Genomic DNA, 18,595 nt, shown 5'->3' with positions numbered 1-18,595 from the left:
ACCGGATCTGCGCGCGCATCTCCTCGACCGTTCGAAGACGCGTTCATCGAACGGGTCGTGGACGCCGCTCTCGCAAGTACTCGCTGAGCAGGGCCGCCGCGTCCAGCATGGCGACGCCCCGTGCCGTGAGCTTCTCCTGCCAGGTCTCGAGCGCGGCCGCCAGCGATTCGGTGCCGCCCGCGGTGCGGACCTGATCGACCACCGTCGCGATGTGTTCCAGGGGATAGCCGCCGCGCCGGAGCAGGTGGGTCAGCTCCGCGTCGCGGATGTCGGCCGCCTGGAAGACCCGGTAGCCGGTGGCGGGATTGCGAGCGGGGACGAGGATGCCCGCGCGCTCCCACGCCCGGATGGTCGCCGCGGTGACGTCGAGGCGGTGGGCCAGCTCGCCGATCGACCAGTCGGTCCCGGCCGGCCGCGGGTCCGCCTCGGTGGTCAGGTGGCCGATCGCCGTTCGCACCGCGTTGAGGGTTTCCCGGTCGCGCAGCAACCGCAGGTGCCCGCGGTCGACGAGCGTGAGGGCGCGCTCCACGTCGTCGTCGTGGACGGCGTGCATGATCCCGCCGGCTGTCGCGTGCCCGTACGCTGTGACCAACCCGAGGAACGCACGCAGGGCCGCCGCGTGGATCGAGGTGTAAACCCGGTAGCCGCTCGGAGTGCGCGAAGCCGGCGGGAGGAAGCCCTCACGCTCGTAGTTGCGGACCGCCTGCGTGGAGATGCCGTGCTCGCGGGCGAGGTCCGCAGGTCTCAATGGAGAGTTCAAGGATACGATTCAACCACATGGACATCACGGACTTCACGGCCGAACTGCTCGCGTTCGGCGAGCCGACGCACTTCGAACCGGCCTTCGCGCGGATCCGCAACGAGCTCTTCGCGCGGCTCGCCGAGCACGGCTTCCGGTCGATCGCGCTGGAGACCGACCGCGTCGCCGCGCTCGACGGCGGGTTCTCACACGGCTTCGGCGAGCAGGACGCCAACCGGCAGCTGCTCGCTTGGATCCGCGAATACAACGAAACCGCCGAGGAACCGCTGGCCTTCCACGGCTTCGACGCCCCGACCGAGATGTTCAGCGCGCCCAGCCCGCGCACCTACCTCGAACACGTGCGCGACTACCTGGGACTGGACGCCGACATCGCGGCCCTGACCGGGGACGACGAACGGTGGAGCCGCTCCGAGGCGATCCTCGACCCCGCGGCTTCACCCGGCGCCACGGCCGAGGCCCGCGAGCTGCGGATCCTCGCCGACGACCTGCTCATGGCTCTCGACGCCCGCGTCGAGAAGGTTTCACGCGCCGAATGGGATCGCGCGAGGATCAACGCCTTGGCCGGGCTCGATCTGCTGCGCTATCACGCCGCGTCGGCGCAGCCCGGCGATCGGGACACGAGGATCGCCCGCCTCGCAGGGGTACGCACCGTGCTGATGGCGCGAAACCTCCTGGACATCCGCGCCATCGAAGCCCCGCGCGGCCGGACCCTGGTGTTCGCGCACAACGCCCACCTGGGGTCCGGCGCGGGGGCGATCGTCGCGTCGCGGCTCGGCGACCGGTACGCCTTCATCGCCGGCAGCCTCGGCCACAGCGAAGCCCTCGGCCTTGGCGGGCCGGCCGCAGACACCTACGAAGGCCGCCTGCAGCGGGACACCGGTACCTGGAAGCTGACCACGGGAATTCCGGCTGGTCGCACCCGGGACGACATCGACCACAGGTACGCGCCGCTCACCCGGGAGCTGCTCGACGGCGCCGACGCCGTGCTGCACGTCGCCTGAAAACAGCGGGCCCCCGGCACCGGGGTCGGGTCCGGTGCCGGGGGCCGCTGGTTCACCCGGTTACGGGTAGCTCACCACGTTCACCGGCACCGTGCCCGAAGGCGTGACGCCGCCGGTGTCGTTGATGACGTGGGTGATCGTGCCGCGGTAGTTGAGCGACACCGACAGCAGGCTGTGGAACTTCACGCCGCTGTTGTTCGGCACCTCGAACGCGTGGTAGCTGGACACCGCCGGGTTCGTGTCGAAGAAGCAGTAGCTCCCGAGACCCCAGGCCTCATGGGACGTCACGTTCGCCCCGACCTTGTAGGCCGCGTACCCGGCGACGCCCGATGGCGCGTTCCACGACGCCTGGTTCGGCACGTCGTAGGGCATCTCGTTCTGGAAGAAGATCGTCTTCCCACCCTGGCCGTTCCAGATCACCTGGTACTTCTGGTAGTGCTCGACGAACAGGCCGGTCGCCAGCACGTTCGCGCCGTTGACCACCAGCCCGGTATCGGCCGTGTTGGTGGTCCAGCCGACCGTGCCGCCGTTGCCGTGGTCGGCCCGCCACGCCCAGATGTGATCGATGATCGTGTTGGCGCTGTTGACGATCAGGCTGTTCGTGGCCTTGCCGGCGATCGCGCCGCCGATCCGGAAGAACACGTCCTGGACCGTCGTCGGGTTGGACGCGTGCGACGCCGACGAACCGGACTGCCCGACCGTGAGCAGCGCCTGCGAGTTCGTCGTGCCCGCGTCGAACAGCAGGCCCTTGAGCCGTACGCCGTCCACATCGGACACCTGCATCGCGTTGACGCCGTTGTCGGGCACCAGTGTCGGGTAGCCGATGCCGAGGATCGTCGTGTTCGCCTTGGTCACGTTGAGCGTCTGGTTGAGGTGGTAGATGCCCGGCGTGAAGAACAGGTTGCAGCCCGCGGCGAGCGCGTTGTTGATCGACGAAGCCGTATCGCCGGACTTGACGACGTAGAACTGGCTCATCGGCGCCGATGTGCCCGGGGTGCTGCCGTTCGCCCAGCTCGGGCCGGAAGCGTTGGTGCGCAGGGAAGGCAGGAACACGCGGTACTTGCCGGTGCCGTCGACGTAGAGGTAGGGCACGTCGCGCGAGACCGGGGTCGTCGCCAGCGTCGTCTCCGGCGGGTTCGGGAACGTGTTCGCCGGCGCGCCGCTGGTGCCGGAGAAGACCATGTTCCACACGCCGCCGTTCCAGCTGCCGAGCTGCGAGTCGCGGGTGTACCACTGCTGCTGCGACACCGACGCGGCCTGGCCGGCCACCTTCGTGTCGGCGATGTAGCCGCCGCTGGCGAAGCCGTAGCTCGCCGGGTACAGCTGCAGCCCGCCGCGGACGTCCATCCGGCGGAACGGCGCGGCCTGCGCGACCGCCCAGCGCTCCTGGCCGCCGGAGGGCACGACGGCCAGGTTCTCCGCCGAGCGCCAGAAGTTCTGCAGCGCGACGCCGTTGTCGGAGGCGTTGAAGGCGTCCACCGTGACGTCGCCGTTGATCAGGACGTCACCGGGGTTCTGCCCGAGGCCGGCGACCGAGGTGTAGAAGCCGACGTTGTCGTGCACGTTGTTGTACGTGCCCGGCTTGAACAGGTGGGCGACGCGCCGGTCCGCGAACTGCGCGGTCAGCGTGTCCTTCTGGTTGTTGAAGTCGGTGTCGAGCTGCGCCTGGATCGTCGCCGCGGACATGCTCGGGTCGAAGATCCGCACGTTGGACCCGAAGTTCGGGGTGTCCGACTGGGTCGGGCAGCCGGCCTGGGTGCCGATCGTGTAGCTCGCGCTGGACACCGGGGACGTCGTCGAACCGGACTTGAGCGCGATCGCGTTGACCGTGCGGGAGTTCGGGACGCTGATGGGTCCGCTGTAGAGCGTCGAGGACGCGGTTGGCGTCGAGCCGTCCACCGTGTACCGGATGGTCGCGCCGGAGGTCGCGCTGCTGATCGTCACCGTCTGGGCGGCGGAGTACGTGCCGCCGGGCGGGCTGAACGTCGGCGCCGCGACCGTCGTCGAGCTGCCGCCGACGGTGAAGGTGAAGTGCGGGGTGTCGTACTGCGGCCCGCTCTTCTCGTAGGTGAACCAGTAGTCGAGCGTGTTCCCGGTGCTCAGGCCGTTGACGGTGGTCCGCCAGGTGCCGGAGCCGTTGGTCATCCGCACGTTCTGCTGGCCGACGCCCGGGACGCCGGTGTAGTGGACGTCCACGTACACCGCGGGGGTCGTCGGGGTGAAGTTGAGCTGCAGCTGGGTCGAACTGAGCTGCGTGACGCTCTGGGTGTAGTCGTCGGCCGCGAGGGCGGCGGGGGCGCTGAGCCCGGCCGCCACCAGCAGTGCCGATGCGACGAGCGCGAGCCTGGGGCCGCGTCGTCGAAGCTTGTCCAGGGTCCGGTTCACGCCGTGACACCTCCGCCGTTGGGGATCCACGAGCATTTGTTGCGAGTCACAACAAAGTAGCTCCCGCTCAGCGGAGCCTGGATTACTTTTTGGTAACACTTGTCTGGACCAATGCCTCGGGTGGGTGAGGCGGTTCGTGGCCTTTCGTCCGATTGGTGGTGCGGTGGGCGAATGACTGAACCGAGAAACACTCGTCAAGCGGGTGACCTCGAACGAGTGACATGCGACGATCCCGTGCCACACCTCGTCCCCTACCGAGGAGTAGGTATGGCCCCTTCGCGGCTGCTCCGGTCCCTCATCGCTTTCTCACTCGTCGCGGCCCCGCTGTCGGTGGCCGTCGCCTCTCCCGCTGAAGCCGCGCCGCTGCAGAGCGGCGGTGTCGTCAACTTCGGCTGTGCCACCGCCGGCAAGCTGCACTGCCTCGGCAAGGCGATCCGTTCGCCCCAGGGCAACGGCCCGCTGCTCACGTCCACCCCGGTCGGCTACGGGCCGGCCGAGATCCAGGCCGCGTACAACCTCGGCGGCCTGCACGCGAACGGTCGCACCGTGGCCATCGTCGACGCGCAGGACGCGCCCACCGCGGAAGCCGACCTGGCCAAGTTCCGGTCCACACGCGGACTTTCCCCGTGCACGACGGCCAACGGCTGCTTCAAGAAGGTCAACCAGAACGGCGCGGCGAGCCCGCTGCCGGCGCCCGACTACGGCTGGGCGATGGAGATCAGCCTCGACCTCGACGCGGTGTCGGCGACCTGCCCGGACTGCAACATCCTGTTGGTGGAAGCCGATTCCCCGGACACCGACCCGTTGATGACGGCGGTCGACACGGCCGCGGCCACGCCGGGCGTGGTGGCGATCTCCAACAGCTACGGCGGCACCGAGGACTCGACGATCCTCGCCGCGGACGCGCACCTGAACCACCCGGGCATCGCCGTCACAGCGTCGTCGGGCGACTCGGGCTACGGCGTCAGCTGGCCGGCGTCCTCGCCGTACGTCACAGCGGTGGGCGGTACGACGCTGAAGAAGTCGACGAGCACCGCACGCGGCTGGACCGAGACGGCGTGGAAGGGCAGCGGCTCCGGATGTTCCGCGCTGGAGGCGAAACCCGCGTGGCAGCAAGACACCGCGTGTGCGAAGAGGACAGTCGCGGACGTCTCGGCGGTCGCGGACCCGGCCACCGGGCTCGGGGTCTACGACACGTACAACAGCTGCGGCAGCTCGTCGTTCTGCGACCTGCTGCTGGCGCTGGGCCTGGCGCAGGGCGCGGACGGCTGGATCCAGGTCGGCGGCACGAGCCTGTCGTCGCCGGTGATCGCGAGCGTGTACGCGCTGGCGGGCAACCCGGTGACCGCCGGGTCGTACCCGTACGCGCACACCGGCGGGCTGTACGACGTGACGTCGGGCTCGAACGGCAGCTGCGGCGGGACCTACCTCTGCACGGCGGGTGCCGGGTACGACGGGCCCACCGGCCTGGGCACACCGAACGGCACGTCAGGGTTCTGACCGCCGGACCGGCTCTCCGAGTGCCGCGGTCAACTCGGCCTCGATCCGTGTGAGGAGTTCGCCGAACACACAGGCGATCTCCTCCCACGGGTGCCCGAAGGTGCCGAGGGTGACGTTCGCGCGCGGCATTTTCGCGGGTCCCGGGACGGGGAAGGAAATCGACATCGACCCCGCCCGGGTGCCGCGCGAGCTAACCCACCGAGATCCGGTCCAGATCCGGCGCGCCCGCCCGGTCGTTGCCGATCCGGATCGTGTTGGCGCCCGCGTTCAGCGTCACCGGGACCGAAGTGGTGTACGGCGCGCTGTTGCCGACGCCGCTGACCTTCACCTCCACCGGCGCGCCGCCGTTCACCGACACGAAGTACGACCGGTCGCCGTTGACGGTGAAGTCGAGGTAGAGCGCGTACTGCCCGGCCGACGCCACCGTCACGGCCGGGAACGTCACCGCCGCCCCCGCGCTGCCGCCGATGTTGCGCACCTTCTGCCCGCCCGAGCACGGCGAGCAGCTCGTGACGCCGGCGTCGCCGATGTCGTTCGCCGAATCCTCCGCCTCGCGCATGAACACCCGGTCGGCCGGACGCTGCTTCACCTGCACCGGCTTGCTCACCGACTTCGCACGGCCGAGCGTCGTGAACGACGCCGTCACCGGGATGGTCACGTCCTGGGCCGCCGGAGCCGTCACGGTCCATGATCCACTGAGGACCTGACCGAGCGCCAGGTGCGACGCGGTCACCGGGGCACCCTGGAGCGTCCAGCCCGCCGGGACGACCGGGGCCAGTGACACCTGGTCGATCGGGTCGTCGACGTCGAGCCGCAGCGACGCGGTGATCTTCAAGGACTGCTGGCCCGGCGAAACCCATTGCACGCCAGCGGGTTCCACGGTCAGCGTCGTCTTCGGCGTGTAGGACTCGGGTGGCAGTGGTGCCACCGCGATCCGGTCGAGGCCGACGTTCCCGGAAACCTTGATCGTGTTGGCTCCGGCGTTCAGTGGCACGGCGATGGCCGCCGGGGCGCTGACGGTGATCGGCGCGGCGCCGTTCACGCTCACTTCGAGAGAGCCCGGGTCGGTCGTGTCCAGCTGCAGCCGGGACGGTCCCGACGCTTGGACACCGCGGAAGGTGACCGCGCCGCGGTCGAGCCCGGTGACCGCGGAAGTGCCCGAGCACGCCTCGCACCACACCGGCGATGCCTGGCCCTCGAAGCCGTTGCGGGGTGACTCCGCCTCCAGTGGCACCTCACCGCGGGGGTCGGGGTAGCCGTAGGCGACGTCGATCTCGTCGAGCGCGAGCTGGTGGAAGAACGGCTTGGCCTGCGGGCCGGACCACGTGTTCAGCACCTCGAGCTTGAGGTAGCGCGCGTGCACTTCGCCGACGTCGACGAACTGCACGCCGCGGGTGCTCGGCAGCGCGCCGGTGCGTACCGGCGTGCCCCAATTCTTCCCGTCGTCGCTGGCGTAGACGCGGTAGTCCTTGATCCGCGCGGAATCCTCGGCGCGGCCGAAGGACTCGCGCGCGGCCGTGGGCGACGACTCGCGCTCGTGCACCGCCAGGTACGCCGTCGAGCGCTTCCGGCCCAGGTCCAGCGTCACGGACACCGGCTGCTGCCCGCCCGCGTCCCAGTAGTTCAGGTAGCTGCCGTCGACGAGGTTCGCCGCGGGGTGCCCGGGCGCCGAGGCCGACGCGGTCGCCTTGATCGTGCTCTTGTCGTAGAAGTACTGCTGACCGGCGGTGTCCACTTCGAACACCGTGTCGTACGTGTCCCAGTCTTTGATGTCCAAGATGGACAGGTAGCCGCCGGACTGCGCGAACTTCATCGGCTTGCCGGTGCGCACATCGGACACCTTGGTGACGCGATAACCGTTGTCCCGCAGGCGGACCAGGTTCGTCGACGGCCGGGTGACGACGTGCACGTACTGCGTCCTCGCGCCGGGCTTGACGGTGATCACGCCGTGCGCGCCGTCGTTCCAGAAGCCGGGTTGTAGGCCGCCGTACAGGTAGCCGCCGCCCTCGGTGCCCCGCAACGACTCCTTGATCGGCTGGGTCCACGACGCCATGAAATTGTTGAACGCCTCCTGCTGCGGCGGGAACTTCCCGTTCAGCATGGCGGTTTCGGCCATCAGCGACTTGATCGACGAACCCGCGTTCGTGATGTAGCGGCCGGTCGAGAGCCGGACGTCGACGGCCTGGTCGCCGCCGCTGTACCACCAGTCGCCGTTGGTCGGCAGCTTGTAGTCGGCCTCGGTGAGCCGCGGCATCGGCGTGTAGATCGCCTGCGGGTAGTCGTACGACGGCGTCATGCCGGTCTTCTGCTCGTTGCTGACCGTGTCCATGATCGGCGTGTCCTCGTTGTTGTTGCTCAGCAACCAGGACGGCCGCTTCTCGCGGATGTGCTCGTAGAGCCCGTGCTGCTCCCAGTACTCGTTGTCGTTGTCGATCCAGAAGCCGGCGAGGTCGGAGTAGCGGTCCATGACCTCGTCGAACAGGTCGTAGCTGAACTCGCCGAAGCCCGGGCGCGTCGTCAGGTCGACCGGGTGGCCCTGGTACGCCGAGTAGGCGGCCGAATCGAGCGACTCGTGGCCGGTTTCGTTGTGCCACTGGGGATCGTCGGTCATGTAGAGCATCACCCGGACGCCCTTGGCCTTGCCCGCGGCGATGAGCTCGCCGAGGAAATCGCGTTGCGTCGAGCAGCTGCCCGGGATCTTCGACGGCCACGGCCGTGCGTAGCCGAGCCGGCTGTGGAAGGTGGTGAGGACGACGTAGGACGCGCCGAGCTTCGTCGCCTCGTCGATCCAGTAGTCCGGCGTCCAGCCGCCGGCGGTGACGTCGTGCTCCCAGGCGGCGCAGTCGGTGTGCCGCGGCGCGGTGAACATGCCCCAGTGCAGGAACAGCCCGGCCGTCGACGCCCGCAGCCAGTCCTGGCGCGGGTTGAACAGCTCGGCGTTCGCGGGGGTGACCAGGCTCGCCAGCAGCACGATGACCGCGGCGAGGCAGGCTCGGACTCTCATGACCGCTCCTTCGTCCGGAGAGATCCGATGATTATGCGGTCATATATCGTACGTCAAGGGTAGATGCCGCTCAGCGGTACCCAGTCGTCCGATCTGTCACAATCTCCCGACGCGATACGTCAAGGTGGTGACGTACGTGAAAGGACGAACCCCGTGACCGACGCCGACCTCCTGGCCAGCAGCTTCGAAGCCCACCGCGACCACCTCCGGTCGGTCGCCTACCGGATGCTGGGCTCGCTGAGCGAGGCCGAGGACGCCGTCCAGGAGTCGTGGCTGCGGCTGAGCCGGAGCGACTCCGCCGCCGTCGAGAACCTCGGCGGCTGGCTGACGACGGTCGTCGGGCGCGTCTGCCTCGACATGCTGCGCTCGCGCAAGGCCCGGCGCGAGGAACCGTGGGACGTCCTGGTGCCCGACCCGATCGTCAGCCGCGACGACGCCGGGCCCGAGCACGAGGCGCTGATGGCGGACTCGGTCGGCCTCGCGCTGCTGGTCGTGCTGGACACGCTCACCCCGGGCGAGCGGCTGGCGTTCGTGCTGCGGGACATGTTCGCGATGCCGTTCGAGGAGATCGCGCCGATCGTCGGCCGGTCCGAAGCGGCGACCCGGCAGCTGGCGAGCCGCGCCCGGCGGCGGGTCCAGGGCGCCCCGGTCGCGCCGGACCCGGACCTGGCCCGGCAGCGCGAAGTCGTCGACGCCTTCCTGGCGGCGGCCCGCGGCGGTGACTTCGACGCGCTGGTCTCGGTCCTCGACCCGGAGGTCGTGCTGCGCGCCGACCGCGGGGCGGCGGGCGGCTCGGTCGAGGTGCGCGGTCCGGCGGCGGTGGCCGACCAGGCGCTGACGTTCTCGCGGCTCGGCGCGGGCGGCGGCGTGGTCCGCCGGGCGCTGGTCAACGGCGCGGCGGGCGTGGTCGGTACACGCGACGGACGGCCGTTCTCGGTGCTGGGGTTCACGGTCACCGGCGGGCGGATCGTGGAGATCGACATCCTCGCGGATCCGGCGCGGCTCGAGCGGCTCGACTTGGCGGTGCTCGACTGACCCGATGACATGAACGACTCTTTCCTGTCGTCAGACGACATGAAAGAGTCGTTCATGGCGTTTCGGCGACCACCGCGCCGGTCTCGTCGGTGATCAGGGCGATGCCGTCGGCCGCGTCGAAGTGCAGGTGGTGGCGGCGGCCGTCCGCGTACCGGCGGACCGTGCCCGCCACCACGACCACCAGCTCGCCGTCCTCGACCGCGTACAGGTCGTCCGGGGTCAGGACCTCGTGGATGCGCGTGCCGTTGGTGATCAGCGTGCGGACCCGGCGGCCGGTGTGGTCGTAGCCGTAGAGCGCGTTGACGCCGTCGTCGCCGTGCACCCCGCGCAGGCGGTCGAACGCGTCGCGGATTTCGCTGCCCGACGGCGGTGGCCCGGGATCCCGCGGGGACACCTCGTGCAGCAGCCCGCCCGGGCCGGCGATGACGTGCACCGGGGTGAAGAGCTCGCTGACGCCGTTCGCGTGGTGCACCGCGGTGCGGCGGCCGTGCAGGTCGTACTGGACGGCGTCGACGAAACCGGGCACGCTCACCAGCCGTCCGACCTCGTCGTACTGGTGGCGGACGGTCAGCCGTCCGTCGCCGGCGTCGGGGTAGACCACTTCGGACAGTCGCCCGTCCGCGCGGCGCACGACGTCGAGCCGGTATTCGACGGCCACGTGCGCCGGCCGCCAGCGCCGCTCGGCGGGGTGGCCGAGCGCGTCGTAGCCGAACAGCGTCACGCCGGATTCGTCGGCGACGCGCACCAGCCGCCCGCAGCTGTGCGGCCCCGCCTCGAGCGGCACCGGGAGCCCGCCGTCGTGGTAGGCGAACGTCGTGACCGGCGTGCCGCCCGGGTCGTCGACCAGCACCGCGACCACCCGGTCGGCCGCGTCGTGCACGCGGTACACCGTGTGCCCGCCCGCGGTGCGCGTCTCGACCGGGTTGCCGGCGGCGTCCCGCGCGTGCACCACACCTTCGGCGTCCCGCAGTTCCCGCCCGAGCAGATCCCGCACCGGTTCGTGAAGGCCACCATCACGAACTACAAGTTCCTCAAGGTGGCCTTCACGAACCGGGCGGCCCAGCGCGTCGTAGCGGAAGACTTCGGGAGCGGCCGGGGGGTGGCCGTCCCGGAACCCCCGGCTGGTTCGGTAAATCAGCCCGCGCGCGCAGTACTCGTGGTGCTCGTCGACGACGTCGCCGAGCAGCTCGGCGTGCCGGCGCTGCACCAGCCGGCCGGCGCCGTCGCGCAGCTCCGACGTCACGATCACCTCGGCCTCGCCGGAAACCGCCCGCTGCTCGGTGGTGACCCGCGCCCCGGCGTAGCGGTACCGGACGGTCGGCAGGTCCGCCGAGTCACCCGGTCGCACGACGGTTTCGGGGCGCCCCAACGGGTCCAGGGTCACCGTGGTCACCGCGCCCGCCGGATCGATCACCTCGCACACGTGCGTCGTGCGGACGTCGTACCGCGTCGACGTCACGTTCCCGAGCGGGTCCGAGGCCACCTCGGGGAAGCACCGGTCGGCGGAGTAACGCACCTCGTGGGTGTGGCCGTTCGGCCCGATCGTCGTGGTGCGCAGCCCGGCGACGGTGTCGAGCCGCCCGTAGAACGTCGTCGCCCACCAGCCGTCCTCGCCGGGACGGCGGTGGTAGCCGTGGTGGCGGAAGTCCGGCAGGATCGGGCCGTAGACCTCGGCGACGAGCGCGTCGGTGAGCACCAGCTCCTCCCGCGCGGTGAGCAAGCCGTGCGAGCCGGCACTGCCGTCGGGCCGCTCGTCGTAGCGGAAGACCCGGTCGCACAGCACTTTCCCACCGCCGTCCAGCTCGCGCACGCGGGCGGGCAGGGCGGTGAAGCGGCGTTCGGGAGCGGTCGCGTACGTCGTGCGCGTCTCGCGGACCACCGGCTCGCGGCCGGGCCGCTTGGTGGTCTCCACCTCCCGGACCGGGTTGCCGGCGGCGTCGAAGGCCGTCTCGGTGGTGGTGACCGAGACCGGGCGTTCCCGGCGTTCGAACACGGTCGCGACCGAGCGTGTCCACTTGGGACGGCGAGCGTGCTCGACGCGGCGGTACGGCCGGTCCTGCTCGGCGGATCCGTCGAGGCCGTAGGTTTCTTCCTTGTCGAGCAGGCCGCCGTCGCCGAACCAGCGCACGGTCCGCAGCGTGGGCGCGTATTCGTCGCCCAGCTCGTCTTGGACGACGCGGCCGAAGCCGGCGGTGCGGCCGTCGTGGTATTCGAACTCGGTCACGCCCGTCTGCCCGGTGACCGCTTCGCGCCGCGTGACGCGCCGGACCACCGGGGTCGCCTCGACGGTGGCGTACTCGACCCGCGTGTGCAGCCCGATCCCGTTGTCGATCTCGCTCAGCCACCCGGTGCGGGTCAGGTCGGCGAGCTCCAGGGACAAGGCGGGCACGGAGTCGTCGAGCAGCAGCACGCCGCCGCCGGGCCGCGCCTTCGCGGCGAGCTGGACCCGCCGCGGGGCCGGCGCTTCCGTGCGGGCGTAGGCCAGCCGCAGGGCCGGCGCGGCCGCTTCGGCGCCGTGCGCGTCGAACCCGGTCAGCGAGACCGACGTCAGCAGGGACGCGCCGGTGACGTCGTCTTCGTCGTAGCCGAAGCGCCACCGCCGGACGAGCGGCCGCGGGTCCCCGGGCACCCGCAGGTCGACCCGGGCGCACCGCAACGCCGTCGTCACGAGGGTGCCGCTGCGGCCCCAGCGCAGGACGTCCGGCCGCGGTTCGTACGTGAACTCCACCTCGTACGGCCCGTAGGACACGCGCGCGAGGTACGCCTGCCCGCTGTGGTGCGCCCAGCCGAACGCCGCGGTGTTGCCGAACGCGTCCTCGGTCCGTTCGAGGTACCAGGCGGTGCCGGCGGACCGGCCGCCGTCGGTCGTGCCGAGGACGTGCCGGACGCCCGATCGGGTGGTGAGTACGAAGCCGTCGCCCCGGCGGGTGAGCCGGCCCTCGGCGCCGGAGCTCGCGCGCCCGTCGGCCAGCCGGACGTGCGGCAGCGGCAGCGCGAACCCGCCGCCGAAGGCGCCGTTCTGCGTACCGGTGGTGTAGCGCAGCGCCAGTGCGGGCGCGAGCCCGCCGGGACCGGGCGGCAGGTCGAGCGGCACGGCGAAGCTGCCCCCGCCGGTGGCGAGCTCCGGGGTGAACGCGCCGCCCAGCCCTCGCACCGGCGCGGGCCGGCTTGCCTCCTGCGCGCTCACCCGGAGCGGAACCATGCTGATCTCCCCGACTCGATCCGTGACCTACGGACGGCCAAGTGGGTGAGGCCGGGCCGCCAGATACGTCGTCACCCGTTTGCCGCGCTCGTTACCCATTCGTGACTTCCGTGTCGTATCCCGGTGGCGGCTCACCGGTCTTTTCCGGGTGCCATCAGTGATCAATGGCGGAGGGTGGACCCCGATGGTCGTCAAGTTCGTGCGGGACGAGACCGCGGAAGTGGCTGAAGTGGCGGCGGAGGACGCGAGCACGCTCAACGAGCTCCCGACCCCGCCCAGACAGTTGCTCGACCGGCACGGCGCGCGGGTGCTCGACCCGGCGACGGCGGTCGTCGCCGCCGGGCAGCCGGTCCCGCGCACGACCGTGTACCGGCCGGGCACCTTCCTGCTCCCCAACCGGTACCTGCGCGACCAGGAGACCCTGGCCGCGATCAACCGCGTCCTCGGGCGCATCGGCATCCAGGCCGAGCCGGCCGACCGCGGCGGGGAGAGCAAGGCCCACGCCCGCGTCCGGCAGCTCGACGACGTGCCCGTCCGCGCCCTGCTGCACGTTCGTCCGGACTCCGACCCCGTCGTCGTCGACTGCTGGAAGGCGCTGCAGCTGCTGCGGTCGGCCGCTTCGGGCGAGAAGCCCGAGATCGACCCGGAGATCGTCCGGGAGATCTCCGTCGAGCACCTGCTCTTCACCTCGCCGGTGTTCGGCGGGGTGCCGTGGGAAACCAGCGGTCTCGGCGGCACGCCGTGGGAGACCAGCGGGTTCGGCGCGGGCAGTTCCTACGGGCGCACCCACGGGGCCAACCGGATCCCGGTGACGCTCGCCGCGGACCCGCCCTATCGCGCCAAGTTGCCCGCGCAGCGGCGGCCGGTCGTCGCCGTGCTCGACACCGGCATCGGCCCGCACCGCTGGTTCGGGCTGGCCGATCGCAGCGGCCCGCCGCCCGCCGGCGCCGGCCTCACCGTCGCGCCCGGCATCCAGGCGGCGATCCTGCAGGCCGAGCAGGACTCCGGCACCACCCTGCCGACCCAGCTGCTCACCGACTACTGGGACGCGCCGACGACCGGCCAGCCGCTGATCGGCGACGTCGACACCGACACCGGGCACGGCCTGTTCATCGCCGGCATCATCCGGCAGGCCTGCCCCGAAGCCGACACCCTCGCGATCCGCGTCGTGCACAGCGACGGTGTCGCGTACGAGGGCGACGTCCTGCTGGCGCTGCACCTGCTCGCCGACCGCGTCCGGGACGCGCAGGCGAACAACCGGCCCCAGGACATGGTCGACGTCGTCTCGATCTCGATGGGCTACTACGTCGAAGACCCGGCGGACGTCGCCTTCACCGGCCAGTTCGGCGCGGCCATCGCGGAGCTGCTCGGGCTGGGCGTGGTCGTCGTCGCGGCCGCGGGCAACGACGCCACCACCCGCCGCTTCTACCCGGCGGCCTTCGCCGACCAGCCGCTCGGCGGCGGCTGCGGCCCGCAGGTGATCAGCGTCGGCGCGCTCAACCCCGACGTCGGCGCCAGCAAGGCGCTGTTCTCCAACGAAGGCCCGTGGGTGCGGTGCTGGGCGACCGGCGCCGGCGTCGTCAGCACCTACCCGACCGACGTCCGCGGCAGCGCGGCCGCCGACCACGAGCTGCCCGGCCGGAACTCCTTCGACCCGGACGACTACAGCGCCGGTTTCGCGGTCTGGGACGGGACGTCGTTCGCGGCGCCGCTCGCCGCCGCCGAGATCGCCAAGGCCCTGTTCCAGTCCGGCGACTTGGCCACGGTCGACCGCGACACCGTCGTCAAGCGCGCTTGGACCGCGCTGGGCTCGCTGTGACCGTGGCCAAGACCGACCACAGCCGGGTAGCGGCACTGTTCGACGCCGCGCGGGAGGGCGACCGCGCGGCGCTGAACGAACTGGTTTCCCTGCTCACGCCGCTGCTCTGGCAGGTCGCGCGTGATCAGGGTCTGGACGCCGATCAGGCCGCCGACGTCGTGCAGACGACGTGGCTGCGCCTGCTCGGCTCCTTCGCGGAGATCCGCTCGCCGGTCGCGCTGACCGGCTGGCTGATCACCGTCACCAAGCGGGAGGCCTGGCGGGCTGGGGAAAAACGCCAGGTCGAGCGGCCGCTGCCGGAGCTTCCGGAGCGGCTGACCGAAGCGTCACCGGCACCCGAGGAGGGGGTGCTGCGCGACGATCAGCGCGTGCGGTTGTGGCGCGCGGTCGACGCCTTGCCCGAACGCTGCCGCAGCTTGCTGCGGATCGTGGCGTTCGTGCACCGGCCGGACTACGCCGAAGTGGGCGCCCGGCTGGGAATGCCGAGGGGGAGTATCGGCCCGACCAGGGGACGTTGCCTCGCGCGCCTGCGCGAGCAGCTACTCGCCAACGGCGAAGGAGATTGGCTGTGACCACCGTCGAACCACCCGGCGCGAACGAGCCCTTGGACGAGCTCGACTTCCGGCTGCTGACCGGATTGCGCGAGCTGTGGGAAGACGCCGACCCGATGCCCGCCACGCTCGTGGAGCAGATCCGCTTCGCGATCCAGCTGGAGGACGTCGATCTGGAAGTGATGCGGATCCGCGAACAGGAGGGGCTCGTCGGCGCGCGCAGCGCGGCGGAGCAGGGCCGGCTCATCACGTTCGACAGCGAGAGCTTGACGATCATGGTGAACGTGAGCCCCGAGCCCGGGGGGACGATCCGCCTGGACGGCTGGCTGACGCCGCCGGCGGAGCACCCGATCGAGGTCCGCACCGCGAACGGCCCCTTGCCGACCACTTCGGACGCCGAGGGGCGGTTCGCGGTGAGCGGGGTGCCGCACGGGATGGTGCAGGTGCTGGTGCGGACGCTGGGTCGGTCGAGGACGGTGAGCACACCGGCCATCGAGCTCTGAAGGGCGTTGCCCGCTCGCCGGACGTCATGAACGAGTCGTTCACCGCGCCGGACGACAGGAAAGAGTCGTTCATGTCGTCGGCGGCCCGGATACCGCGCCCTGACGTGAAAATCTGCCCACCCGGCGAGAACTCCCGGACCACCTCGGCCCGGAGGTACGATCCGGGACGTCCTTCTCGGCCGAGGGGGACGGCCCCGGCCGGAAGGGCAGCCTGTGGTCGCGTCGCCGAGGGCGGAAGATCGGGTGCGCGACCTGCATCGGCGTGCGGTCGCGGCGACCAACAACGGCCAGCCCGTGGTCGGCGGCCGGCTGATCCGGTCCGCCGCGCGGCTTCTCGGCCTGCCCGCGAAACAGCCGCCGCCGGAATGGCCGTCCTGGCCTGACCTCGCCACGCGCGTGCTCGGCACGTACGCCGCCGTCGAAACCGCGCTGGGCAACAGCACTCGCGGGCTCGCGCTGCTCGACGAGGCCGACGTCCTCGTGTCCGACGCCGGGCGCGGGATCCTGCGCCAGCAACGGGGTCTCGTCTTCATCCTGATCGGCCGGATGGACGAAGCCCTCACGTGCTTCGACGAGGCGATCCCCCTGCTGCGGCAGGCCGGCGAGTTCGTCGTGCTCGCCCGGACCCTGCTCAACCGCGCGATGCTGCACCAGTACGCCGGGCGCGTCCGGCTCGCGCTCGCCGATCTCGACCAGTGCGAGCAGATCAGCGCCGGCCAGCCCGGAGAAGAGGGCCTGGCCCGGATCTTCGCCAAGGCGGCGCACGGCCGCGGCCAGGCGCGTGTGCTCACCGGCGACATCCCGGGCGCCCTGCGGGACTTCGACGCGGCGAGCGGGTTCTACGCCGAGCAGAGCGTCGGGATGCTTTCGGTGCTGGCGGTCGACAAAGCCCGCGCGCTGCTCGCGGCCGGGCTGCCGCAGGAGGCCGCGGCGGAGCTGGACGCGGCTCTGGAGCAGTTCCCGCGGCTGCGGATGAACCAGGAACACGCCGAAGCCGAGCTGACCCGCGCCCTGGCCGCGCTGGCGAGCGGTGACCCGTCGATCGCGCGCAGCTGGGCCGGGCGCGCCGAACGCCGCTTTCGCCGCCGTGGCAACGAAACCTGGGCCGCGGTCGCGCAGCTGACCGTGCTGCGCGCGGATTTCGCCGCCGGACGGCGGATCGCCCGCGTCGCCGCCGAGGCGACCGCGTTGGCCGGCCGGCTCACCGGGCTGGGCCTGCGCAACGACGCGGAGATCGCCGCGCTGCTCGCCGCCCGCGCGCGCATCGTCTTGGGCGACCTCGACGGCGCCCGGGCCGGCATCGCCCCGCGCGACCGCCGCGCCGCGCCACTGGAAAACCGCCTGGTGCGACGGCTCGCGCTGGCCGAGCTCGGAGCCGCGAGCGGCGACCGGCGCATCACCTTCGCCAACGCGCGGGCCGGGTTGACGCAGCTGGAGCGGCACCGCGGCCGGTTCGGCAGCATCGACCTGCTGACCGGGACGACGTCGCTCGGCAAGGAACTCGCCGACGCGGGCCTCGCCGCCGCGCTGGCCCAGCGCTCGCCCGGCGTCGTGTTCCGGTGGCTCGACCGTTCGCGCGCGCAGGCCTTCCGGTTCCGGCCGGTGCGCCCGCCCGCGCACCCGGAAACCGTGGACGCCGTCGCCGAGCTGCGGTACCTCTCGATGCAGATCCGCGCGGGCGAGCTGTCCGGGAAGCCGGACTCCCAGGCCGTGAAGCGGTGCGCCGCGCTGGAACGCGAGATCCGCGCCAAGGGCTGGCAGGCCGAGGGCACCGACGTCGACCACCCGGAGGCCAAGCTGCGCGAGGTCGGCGACGAGCTGGCCGAGACCGGCAGCGCGATGGTCTGCTTCCTCGCCGACCACGGCGCCCTGTGCGCGCAGGTGATCGCGAACCACCGGGTCGCGCTGATCGAGCTCGGCCCGGCGTCGGCGGTGGCCGAACCGGTCGCGCGGCTGCACAGTGACCTCGACGCGTTGTGCGGGCGCCAGCTGCCGCCGCAGCTCGACCACGTCATCCGCCGTTCGGTGCGGACGCAGGTCACGGCCCTGGACGGAATTCTGCTGGCGCCACTGGCTTCCCGGCTCGGCGACCTCGACGTCGTCGTCGTGCCGACCGGCGCGCTTTCGGCGATCCCGTGGGGCCTGCTGCCGACGTTGCACGGGCGCCCGGTGACGGTCACGCCGTCGTCGTCGGCCTGGCTCGACGCGGGCCGCCGCCCGCGCCGGGCGGCCGGGGCGCCGCTGCTGGTGGCGGGCTCGGACCTGACCCACGCGGAAACCGAGGTGGCCCTGCTGGCGCCGTTCTACCCGGAGGCCGAGGTGCTGACCGGCCCGGACGCGACGGTCGCCGCCACGCTCAAGGCGTTCGACGGCTGCCGTCTCGCGCACTTCGCCGCGCACGGCCACCACGAACAGGAGAACGTGCTGTTCTCCCGGCTCAACCTGGCCGACGGGCCGTTGATGGCGTACGACGTCCAGCAGCTTTCGACGGCGCCGGAGCAGGTGGTGCTGTCGTCGTGCGACGTCGGCCAGGCGGTGGTCCGCGACGGCGACGAAGTCCTCGGCTTCACGGCGGCGTTGCTCTACGGCGGCAGCCGGACGGTCGTCTCGAGCGTCGCGCGGGTCGACGACCGGACGGCCGGCGGCGTGATGCTGGCCTACCACCGGGCGCTCTCGGCGGGCACGCCCCCGGCGCGTGCCCTGGCCGACGCGGCGCAGGCGGAACCGCTGATGCCGTTCGTCTGCTTCGGCCGCAGCTGACACTCTTTTCGACGTCTGGCGATCTTCGAGGTTGCTTTCCGGTGATCGACCCCATCGCGGCGCATCCCCCGGTGG

The 18,595-nt window shown here is 71.6% G+C and carries 11 protein-coding genes; 7 read left to right on the top strand and 4 right to left on the bottom strand.

The features are described from left to right. Positions 1 to 43: 43 nt before the first annotated feature. Entirely contained in the window at positions 44 to 760 is a 717-nt protein-coding gene (locus AB0N03_RS03920) for a TioE family transcriptional regulator (protein WP_364364943.1), read from the bottom strand. A 17-nt stretch (positions 761 to 777) separates the two neighbouring features. Here AB0N03_RS03920 and AB0N03_RS03915 point away from each other — a divergent pair, with 17 nt between their 5' ends. Beyond that, the gene (locus tag AB0N03_RS03915; RefSeq protein WP_364364940.1) at positions 778 to 1,761 is read left to right on the top strand and encodes an erythromycin esterase family protein; all 984 of its coding nucleotides are present in this window, start codon (positions 778 to 780) and stop codon (positions 1,759 to 1,761) included. 60 nt (positions 1,762 to 1,821) lie between these two features. Here AB0N03_RS03915 and AB0N03_RS03910 read toward each other — a convergent pair whose 3' ends face one another. Continuing rightward, entirely contained in the window at positions 1,822 to 4,146 is a 2,325-nt protein-coding gene (locus AB0N03_RS03910; protein WP_364364937.1) for a chitobiase/beta-hexosaminidase C-terminal domain-containing protein, read from the bottom strand. A gap of 267 nt (positions 4,147 to 4,413) precedes the next feature. On the opposite strand from AB0N03_RS03910, the gene AB0N03_RS03905 reads away from it, so the two are divergent. Beyond that, complete coding sequence (locus tag AB0N03_RS03905; RefSeq protein WP_364364934.1) at positions 4,414 to 5,646, top strand: S53 family peptidase; 1,233 nt, start codon at positions 4,414 to 4,416, stop codon at positions 5,644 to 5,646. 190 nt (positions 5,647 to 5,836) lie between these two features. Here AB0N03_RS03905 and AB0N03_RS03900 read toward each other — a convergent pair whose 3' ends face one another. Next, positions 5,837 to 8,650, bottom strand: a complete 2,814-nt coding sequence (locus AB0N03_RS03900) for an alpha-L-fucosidase (RefSeq protein WP_364364931.1) — start codon at positions 8,648 to 8,650, stop codon at positions 5,837 to 5,839. A 153-nt stretch (positions 8,651 to 8,803) separates the two neighbouring features. Between AB0N03_RS03900 and AB0N03_RS03895 the strand changes: the two genes are divergently transcribed. Beyond that, positions 8,804 to 9,685, top strand: a complete 882-nt coding sequence (locus AB0N03_RS03895; RefSeq protein WP_364364929.1) for a sigma-70 family RNA polymerase sigma factor — start codon at positions 8,804 to 8,806, stop codon at positions 9,683 to 9,685. Positions 9,686 to 9,737: 52 nt separating this feature from the next. Here AB0N03_RS03895 and AB0N03_RS03890 read toward each other — a convergent pair whose 3' ends face one another. Next, positions 9,738 to 12,887: a SpvB/TcaC N-terminal domain-containing protein gene (locus tag AB0N03_RS03890; protein WP_364364926.1), complete on the bottom strand. Its 3,150-nt coding sequence runs from the start codon at positions 12,885 to 12,887 to the stop codon at positions 9,738 to 9,740. Between the two features lie 184 nt (positions 12,888 to 13,071). Between AB0N03_RS03890 and AB0N03_RS03885 the strand changes: the two genes are divergently transcribed. The 4 genes from AB0N03_RS03885 (at position 13,072) to AB0N03_RS03870 (ending at position 18,520) form a co-directional block, all read left to right on the top strand. Continuing rightward, a complete protein-coding gene (locus tag AB0N03_RS03885; RefSeq protein ID WP_364364923.1) occupies positions 13,072 to 14,706 on the top strand; it encodes a S8 family serine peptidase in 1,635 nt (544 codons plus the stop codon). Next, positions 14,703 to 15,278 (top strand): sigma-70 family RNA polymerase sigma factor, encoded by a 576-nt coding sequence (locus AB0N03_RS03880; protein ID WP_364364920.1) that lies wholly within the window; start codon positions 14,703 to 14,705, stop codon positions 15,276 to 15,278. Before AB0N03_RS03885 ends, AB0N03_RS03880 begins: the two co-directional genes overlap by 4 nt. Further along, positions 15,275 to 15,760 (top strand): hypothetical protein, encoded by a 486-nt coding sequence (locus tag AB0N03_RS03875; protein ID WP_364364917.1) that lies wholly within the window; start codon positions 15,275 to 15,277, stop codon positions 15,758 to 15,760. Before AB0N03_RS03880 ends, AB0N03_RS03875 begins: the two co-directional genes overlap by 4 nt. 243 nt (positions 15,761 to 16,003) lie before the next feature. Then, complete coding sequence (locus AB0N03_RS03870) at positions 16,004 to 18,520, top strand: CHAT domain-containing tetratricopeptide repeat protein (RefSeq protein ID WP_364364914.1); 2,517 nt, start codon at positions 16,004 to 16,006, stop codon at positions 18,518 to 18,520. Positions 18,521 to 18,595 lie beyond the last annotated feature (75 nt).

This window comes from Amycolatopsis sp. NPDC051061, assembly GCF_040682935.1.
Classification (GTDB): domain Bacteria; phylum Actinomycetota; class Actinomycetes; order Mycobacteriales; family Pseudonocardiaceae; genus Amycolatopsis.
The sequence above is the reverse complement of the archived record's forward strand: the minus strand, read 5'-3'. Positions and strand labels throughout refer to the sequence as shown.